This is a genomic window from Cephaloticoccus primus (assembly GCF_001580015.1).
GTDB classification, from domain to species: Bacteria; Verrucomicrobiota; Verrucomicrobiia; order Opitutales; family Opitutaceae; genus Cephaloticoccus; species Cephaloticoccus primus.
Genome location: NZ_LSZQ01000031.1, coordinates 19,318 through 27,012, shown reverse-complemented (window position 1 = coordinate 27,012; position 7,695 = coordinate 19,318). Strand labels below are relative to the sequence as shown.

Here is a 7,695-nt window from a genome sequence, read left to right as displayed (position 1 = left end):
GGCGGCGGGAGGAGGGGGGGGGGGAGCCGTAGGCATATTGGCGCGGGGAGGGCAGGGGACGTGCGTTTGTAGTGGCGCGGGCGGCGCACCAACGAGTGCGCCGCCCAAATAAACCGGTCAACGACCGCATTGACGCAGGGCCCGATGTGCCTAACTGGTGCTCGTCCCCCCTTCGTTCTATGAGCACTCCCGCTACTGCCCCCGCGCACCAGCCGCCACCCGTGGAGCTCGGCACTGCGCCACTGCGCCCGCCTACCGATGCGATCCTCTCCATCGAGCATGCCGCCGAGCTGCTGGGCGAGACCCCGGGCGAGACACGCGACCTCACCAGCATGGGCCTGCTCAAGTACCAGTTGATCGACGGCGAGCGCTGCATCTGGCTCAGCGACCTGATCACCTACAAGCGCAAGATGGAGCGTGCGCGGATTGAGTGGGAGGCCGACCCGCTGAGCCGGATGCCCGATGGCCCCAACCCCATTGATGTTTTCCCAGAGTACGCGCACCTGCGGTTACAATGAGTACCTCCCTCGTTACTCCGCGGCCGCTTAACCTCATCTTTGATGCCAATGTGCTGGCCTACGCCGCACTTGCAAAACTCCTCCTCGGCTTCGCCCGCCATACGCGACTCTTTCACCCCTGTTGGAGTCAGCAAATCCTGGACGAAACCTGGCGCACCTATGCGGTGAAGTTTGGGCACGGTGCACAATATGCCACCACCCGCCTGGCCGAGATAACCATGGGCTTTCCCGCTGCGCTTCAGTCCGACCTGGAGCCCCTCATCGCCCGGTGCACCAACGACCCGAAAGACCGCCACGTGCTGGCGGCGGCGATAAAAGCCGAGGCAAAGGTGATCGTGACCTTTAACCAAAGGCACTTTGCGCCCGAGCATCTAGCCCGCTGGGGCATCACCGCCATGCACCCGCAAGACTTCCTCCTGGAGCTCTATGCGAAGGACTCCGCGGCGGTGTGGCACGAGCTGAAGCTGGCAGCAGGGAAAAAGGGGATGCCGACGCGCGACTTGCTGCGCAGCTACTCGCCTCAGCTAGACAGGTTTAAAGCCGCGATTCTCGCGGACCTCCCATAGCTTGACGCAGGTGTGACCGCACTTGTCGCCGGAGCGTGCAAGAAGCGACTACGCCCCCCCCGACTTGGGGGCGAATGGGTGGAAATACGCGGCCGGGGGCCCCTTTTGCCTCGACATTTTGACAGAGCTTTATTTGCTCCGAAACTTTCCCGCCCTGCGCGGTCGTATAGCTATTTCCACATACACTCACATGACCAGTAAACGCACTATCCCGGCCCGCCGCTTCATCAAGCCCAGCTTCAGTTCCCTGATCGAAAAAAAGCGCGACGGTCAGGAATTTACCAAAGAAGAGATTCGTTATATCATTGATAGCACGCTAGATGGCGAAATGCCGCAGCACCAGTTGGCCGCACTCCTGATGGCGATCTACTTCGCCAACATGTCGGCCCAGGAGACGGCAACCCTGACCGAAGAGATGATGCTCTCGGGCGAAGTCATCGACCTCTCCCACATCGCCAAGCCCAAGATCGACAAGTACACGACAGGCGGAGTGGGGGATAAAGCCGCACTCGTCCTCGTGCCGCTCGCGATGGCCGCAGGCGTCGTCGTCCCCATGATGTGCGGCGTCGAGCACGACTACATCATCAGCCCCATCGACAAGCTGCGCGCCGTCCCGGGTTTCGACGGCAAGCTCTCGATAGAAGCCTTTACCAAACAGCTCGCCAAAATCGGCGGCGCAATCGTCAAGCAGGACGAAAACCTCGCACCGGCCGATGCGCACTTCTACGCGCTGCGCAAAGAGACGGGGACGATCCCCAGCCTGCCGCTCATCACCGGCAGCGTGCTCTCCAAAAAACTGGCCGAAGGCGCCGAAGGCCTCGTGATCGACATCAAGTGGGGCAACGGCTCCTTCATCAAAGACCTTGAGCAAGCCAAGCAGCTTGCCCGCTCCATGACCCGCGTAGGCCGCTCCATGAAGCGCCGCTGTGTGGCCCTCGTCACCGACATGAATCAACCCCTCGGCGACACGGTCGGCACGGCCCTCGAAGTGAAGGAAGCGATCCAGCTCCTGAAGGGCGAAGGCCCCGAAGACCTGCAGGAACTCATCCTCAAACTCGGCATGGAAGTCGTGCGCCTGGCGGGCGTGGCGGGCTCGACCCTCTCCGCCAAGCAGACCGTGCAACGACACCTGAGCGACGGTACCGCGCTCGAAAAACTGAAAGACCTTGTTAAAGCGCAAGGCGGCGACGCCAGCTACATCGACAACCCCGAGAAACTCCCTGTCGCGCGCCACGTGCGCAAACTCCCTGCGCCGAAACGCGGTTACGTGCACATGATCAACGCCTCCTACATCATGCAAGGCGTCTCGATCCTCAACGGCAGCACCGACAAGAAAGGCAAGATCGACCACGCTGCCGGTGTTTCCGAAGTCCGCAAAGTCGGTACTCAGGTAAAGCAAGGCGAGCCGCTGATGATGATCCACTACAACGACGAAGCGAAACTGGAGCAGGCACTGGAGTGCTTCAAAACCGCCTACCGCCTCGCCCCCAAGCGCCCGACCCCGCCCCCCATTGTCGTCGAACGCGTCGCCTGAAAAAGCGAGGCGCCCCGCTAGTATAGCGCATTCATCTGTACTGCTACTGCTGCTAGAAGGATCCTTACTTGGAGTAGAAAGACCGACTGGTCTTCTCGATTTTGAAGTCGGAAAGGCAACAAAGACCCAAAAAAAACCGCGCTCCACATCGGCCGCGGTTTTTTTGTTTTTCATAAAACAATCCGAACTTTCTGGCACTTACTGTTTTTCGACAAACTGGCAGGGTGCCACTCGGAGCACTCGCACTTGGAGACAGGCCCGGTTTAGGAGCCTGCGTCGGGCTCGGCGCAGGCTCCCAAATGCTGCTGTTCTGCTGTGCGCGTTTTCAGAATTTCCAGGTGATGGAGCCGGAGATGGCGCGGGGGTTGGCCACCTGGATGAGGTTCCAGGAGAGCGAGGAGTAGTAGAGCTTGTCGGTGAGGTTGGTCACGTCGATGCGGTAGCTCCAGGCGCCGCGTTGGTAGCCGATGTAGGCGTCCATGAGGGTGCGGGCGGGGAGGTAGCCGCGGGGCTGGATGGGGATGCCCAATGGGGTGGAGCCGGAGACGTTTTCGACGGAGCGCTTGCTGCTCCAGTTGGCGCCGAGGCCCGCCGATAGGCCGGCGAGCCGCCCGGTGGTGAACTCGTAGCGGACGAAGCCGGAGGCAGTGTCTTCGGCGGAGCCGCGCAGCATGACGCCGTTGGGGTCGCGGTTTTTCGTATCGGCGACGCTGGCGATGATGGAGAGCTGCGGGGTGATCGAGCCCATGATCTGGAGCTCCCAGCCGCTGGCTTCGCGGGAGAGGACGAGGTCGGGCAGGAGCACGGGCGGGGGCGGCACGACGACGTTGAGCGGGTTGAAGACGGTGTAGCCGGTCTGCTCGATTTCGTAGTAGGCGAGCGAGGCGAGGATGCGCCCGTCAAAGAGGCGCAGCTTCAGGCCGATCTCGTCTTGCGTGCCTTCGGAAAAGGGCGCGCGGCCTTCGTAGGTCTGCTGAAAGTTGTTGGCGGGGACGGCGTTTTCGCTGTGTCCATAATAAATGGAAAGGTTCGCGACGGGCTTGAGGACGAGGCCGTAGTTGTAGGTGGCTTTGCTGCCGGAGCCGGGGTACATCATGCCTGCCGGTGCGCGGGGCGTGGCGGCGGAGAGTTTATTGCCGTAGACGCCGTTGTAGGTGGTGTGCGAGACGCCGCCGGAGAGGACGAGGCGGCTGTTGAAGAGCTCCAGAGTTTGGGTGAGGTAGGCCTGGTAGCGGCTGGTGATCCCGCGGCGGTCGGTGTTGTTGGGGAAGGTGGTGACGGGCTCGTGTGGCACGTTATCGACGGTGAAGTCGGGCAAGGCCTGGCGGCGCGATTGCACGTTTTCGTGCGTATAGGCGTAGGCGAAGCCGACGAGGGTCGAGGACTTCACGGTGTCGTTATCCACGATGTACGACCAATCGTTCTGCAGGTCGCGGTAGTAGCCTTCGACGTGTTCGTAGGTGCCGACGTGCTGGAAGACATTGCCGGGCTGCGGCGCGGGGGTGCTCACCCAGTTGGGGCTGGCGGGATCGGTCGAGGCGTTTACCCAGAGCACGCCGCCTTCCCACTTGCCGGTGTGCGGGTTGATGCTGCCGCCGGGCGCGCTGAGGCCCCAGCGGAAGTCGCCATTGGGGTGTGTGGAGCGGGCGAGGCGCCCCGCGAGGCGCACGGAGAGCCGTTCGGTGATCACCGAGGTGAGGAGCGCGGTCAGCGTGTTTGAGCGGCCCATGCGGTAGGAGTACTCGTCGCCCGGCGCGGGGTTAAAGCGCAGTGGGACGCCGGGCATGGTGCGAAACGCATCGTCGGGCCCGACCATCGGGTCCATCGGGATGCCTTCGAGGTTGGAGGTGCGCGCGTCGTAGTACTCGTAGCGCAGCGTGAGGTTGGTCGCGGGGGCGGGCCGCCACGTGAGCGAGGGCGTGATCAGGAGCGATTCGCGAAAGGTGTTGTGCACCCAGCTCTTGTTGTCCTGCGCGGAGGTGATGAGCCGGTAGGCGAAGTGCTCGTTGATCGGGCCGGTGACATCGGCCTCGATGCGATTGGTGTCGTACTGGCCGATCTGGGCCTTGAGCTGGCCGCCGAAGGTCCACTGCGGTTTCTTGGTCACGAGGTTGATCGAGCCGCCGGGGACGCCTGCGGGCTGGAGCACGGAGTCGGGCCCTTTGCTGATCTCCATGCGGTCGATCGCGGCGTGGTCGTAGTTGGCCTGCGAGGGCGTCGAGAAGCCATCGACCAGGCGCGAGCCCATCGCGAAGCCGCGGATGTTGGCGCGGTCCTGGGCGTTGGGGATCGTGGCATCGTTAATGCCTGCCACATATTTGGCGGAGTCGAAGATGCGGTTCCCGCCGATGTCGGCGACGAAGTCGCTGGTGAGCACCGTAACGGTGGAGGGCGTGTTGAGCACGCTGGTGACGATGCGCCCGCCGGAGGCCGCTTCATCGGCCTAGTAGCGGGCGGGTTGGTAGGAAGAGACCTCAAAGGGCGAGAGCGTAACGGTCTCTTCGCTGGGGGAGGCAGCCGCGCACGATGACTCGGCAGAGTAGGGGCTGGCTTGTTGCGCGTGAAGTGCGGCACTCGATGCGAGCGCGCACAGCGCCGCCGTGAGCAGTCGGGTAGACATCATAGGTCGGGGGGGTAGACTTTTGGGGTTGGGGTTAAGGCCGCCAAATAGGGGTAGGGCGGTTGGGGTAGCGCGGGCACGAAGGCCCGCAGAGGCACCTTCATATGCAGGCCTGCTCCGTAATCAACAGGAGCCGACTGGGGACTTTTTCCCATGCGGGCTTTTCCCGCACCCACCCCCGGTCTGGCTGAGCTTCGTGCACGCGTTATCCTCTGCGCGGTGGTGCTCCCATTTGCCGCCCCTCCCCCGCGCAGCGCAGGCGCCCGTGTTGCCCGCCGCTGCCCATTCCTCCAGTGTCAGGTCGCGCGGTGCCGTGGTCGCGCGCGCGAGCTACGCCGCTCGGCTTTTATCGGCGGCGGATCGTGCAAAAGAAGAAGCCGTCCGAGTCGTGTTTGGCGGGCATGATCGTGTGCGAGACCCACTCGATGAGGAAGTCGCGGCAGGCGTTTTGAAATGCTTCGACGACGAGCTCGTTTTCGCGCCGGCACAGCGAGCAGGTGGCGTAGATGAGCCGGCCTCCCGAGCAGCTATACTTTTTCAGAAGCTCGCCCAGCGCGGGATCGGAGGTGAGCCCTTTCACCCTGTCGCTGCTCTTACCATCGCCGCGCCGCACGTATTGCGAAAACTGCTTGAGCAGGGCGACCTGCTGCGCGGCGTGAGCCTTGACGCTCGCGTGGGTGGTCAGCCACTTGAGGTGCGGAGCGCGACGCCAAGTGCCCGTGCCGCTGCACGGCGCGTCGACGAGCACGCCGTCAAAAAAAGTGCCCTCGGGCGGGAGGGGCGGCGGCGCGTCGATGATCTCGATATTGGTAATGCGCGCCCGGGCCGCCCGCTCGCGCAGCTCGGCGAGCGCGTCGGGGCGAATGTCGTAGGCAGTGACTTTTCCGCTGGGGCCGAGGATTTGCGCGAGTTGCAGCGTCTTGCCGCCCGCGCCCGCGCAGGCGTCGAGCCAGTGGCCGCCGGGCTCAATCCGCTGTGCACCGAGAACGAGCTGCGAGCCGAAGTCCTGCACCTCGAAGAGGCCGCGCCGGAAACTCTCGGTGTTCGTCACATCGGCATCGGTCGGTGCGCGAAACGCATTGGGCAGGATCTCCGATTGCTCCAGGTGCCAACCGCGCTCGGCAAACTCGCGCTCGATGTCCTGGAGCGCGTGGGCCAGCTCGCCTTCGCTGTGGCCCTGCAAGCGCAGCCACAGCGGCGCGCGCCGGTGCAGCGCGTCGAGCTCTTCGGGGGCGTAGGCGCTGGAGCACTCGTTCCAAAACCAGTCCGGGTAAAGCTGCTCCGCGTTGGCTTTCAGGACGCGTGCCTTGTCGCTGACCGAGAGCTCGCGCGTGTTCGCAGGCAGCTTCTCTGCCGCGCCTGCCGCAGCCGCATCGGCGGCGGCATTTTGCAAAATCGCTGCCCGATAGGCCGCCGTGTCTGCGGTGTCGCTCGCGAGCCAGGCAACCCGCTGCGCCGCCCGCACGGGCTCGCCATCAAGCAGCGGCTCCACCCAGGGCAGGTAGCGCAGCGTGGTGTAGATCAACTCGCGATAGAGCCGCCGATCACGCGAGCCGAAGCGGCGGTCACTGGCGAGCAGCCGCTGGATGCGCTCGGGCAGCGGCGGCAGCGCCTCGGCGTCGCGCCAATGTGGCCGCAGCTCGGCGAGCAGTTTCAGGAAAATCTGTGCCTGGTTCTCCGCGCGGCGAGTGGTGTCCGAGGTCATGCGTTTTGAAACTTGGGTTTGAGGGTGCCGATGTAGCGCAGGTTGCGGTAGCGCTCGGCAAAATCGAGTCCGTAGCCGATGACGAATTGGTCGGGGATGGAGAAGCCCACAAAGTCGGCCTCGAAGTCCACCGCGCGCCGTTCTTTTTTATCGAGCAGCACGCAGGTGCGCAGGCTGGCGGGGCGGTGCTCGCGGATCATGCGCGTGACAAATTCCAGCGTCTTGCCGGTGTCGAGGATGTCGTCGATCACGAGCACGTGGCGGTTGGCGATATCGAGCGTGAACTTGCTGACGACCTGGGGCACGCCGCGCGACTCGACGGCATCGCGGTAGCTGGAGATGCGGATGCAATCGAGCCGGATCGGGTTGGCCAACTCGCGCAGCAAGTCGGCGGTGAAGACAATCGCCCCATTGATGATCGAGATGAGTGTGAGCTCTTCGTCGCCGTAAACTGCCCGCAGTTCGTGGCCCAGCTCGGCGATGCGGCGGCGGATTTGCGCTTCGTTTACGAGTACTGCTTCGACATGCGGGTGAAGGGCTGGGCCGTGTGAGGTGGGGCTAGCGGACATGGGCCAGCCTTAAAGGAGCAGGGGCGGCGCGGTGGCAATGCGTTAGCACGGGCGGGCGGTGGCGGGAGGGGAGCGCGGGAGCTAGATTCCGCCGACTTATGGGGCGCGCGAGAAAGTTGCTTCGCGTCCATCATGTTACCCGCTTGCTTGCTGCGCCGTTTTGCCTCCGATGGAGCGCCTATT

7 protein-coding genes are annotated in these 7,695 nt (G+C 63.8%); 3 read left to right on the top strand and 4 right to left on the bottom strand.

Annotated elements, in window-relative coordinates:
• The first annotated feature begins 179 nt into the window (after nt 1-179).
• From AXK11_RS04255 to AXK11_RS04245, 3 genes are all read left to right on the top strand, one after another.
• Nucleotides 180-518, top strand: coding sequence for a hypothetical protein (locus AXK11_RS04255; protein ID WP_156469194.1), 339 nt, complete (start codon nt 180-182; stop codon nt 516-518).
• Nucleotides 515-1,084, top strand: a complete 570-nt coding sequence (locus AXK11_RS04250; protein WP_068629659.1) for a PIN domain-containing protein — start codon at nt 515-517, stop codon at nt 1,082-1,084. Before AXK11_RS04255 ends, AXK11_RS04250 begins: the two co-directional genes overlap by 4 nt.
• A 190-nt stretch (nt 1,085-1,274) precedes the next feature.
• The gene (locus tag AXK11_RS04245) at nt 1,275-2,618 is read left to right on the top strand and encodes a thymidine phosphorylase (RefSeq protein ID WP_068629657.1); all 1,344 of its coding nucleotides are present in this window, start codon (nt 1,275-1,277) and stop codon (nt 2,616-2,618) included.
• A gap of 325 nt (nt 2,619-2,943) precedes the next feature.
• Here AXK11_RS04245 and AXK11_RS04240 read toward each other — a convergent pair whose 3' ends face one another.
• The 4 genes from AXK11_RS04240 to hpt all read right to left on the bottom strand — a co-directional run bounded on the left by AXK11_RS04240 (nt 2,944) and on the right by hpt (nt 7,512).
• Complete coding sequence (locus AXK11_RS04240; RefSeq protein WP_068629655.1) at nt 2,944-5,022, bottom strand: TonB-dependent siderophore receptor; 2,079 nt, start codon at nt 5,020-5,022, stop codon at nt 2,944-2,946.
• 39 nt (nt 5,023-5,061) lie between these two features.
• Nucleotides 5,062-5,238 carry a hypothetical protein gene (locus AXK11_RS04235; RefSeq protein WP_156469193.1) on the bottom strand — a complete coding sequence of 59 codons (177 nt, stop codon included), beginning with the start codon at nt 5,236-5,238 and terminating at the stop codon, nt 5,062-5,064.
• 346 nt (nt 5,239-5,584) lie between these two features.
• Entirely contained in the window at nt 5,585-6,943 is a 1,359-nt protein-coding gene (locus tag AXK11_RS04230) for an RsmB/NOP family class I SAM-dependent RNA methyltransferase (protein WP_068629652.1), read from the bottom strand.
• A complete protein-coding gene (gene hpt / locus AXK11_RS04225) occupies nt 6,940-7,512 on the bottom strand; it encodes a hypoxanthine phosphoribosyltransferase (RefSeq protein ID WP_068629649.1) in 573 nt (190 codons plus the stop codon). The genes AXK11_RS04230 and hpt overlap by 4 nt, the downstream gene beginning before the upstream one ends.
• Between the last annotated feature and the right edge of the window lie 183 nt (nt 7,513-7,695).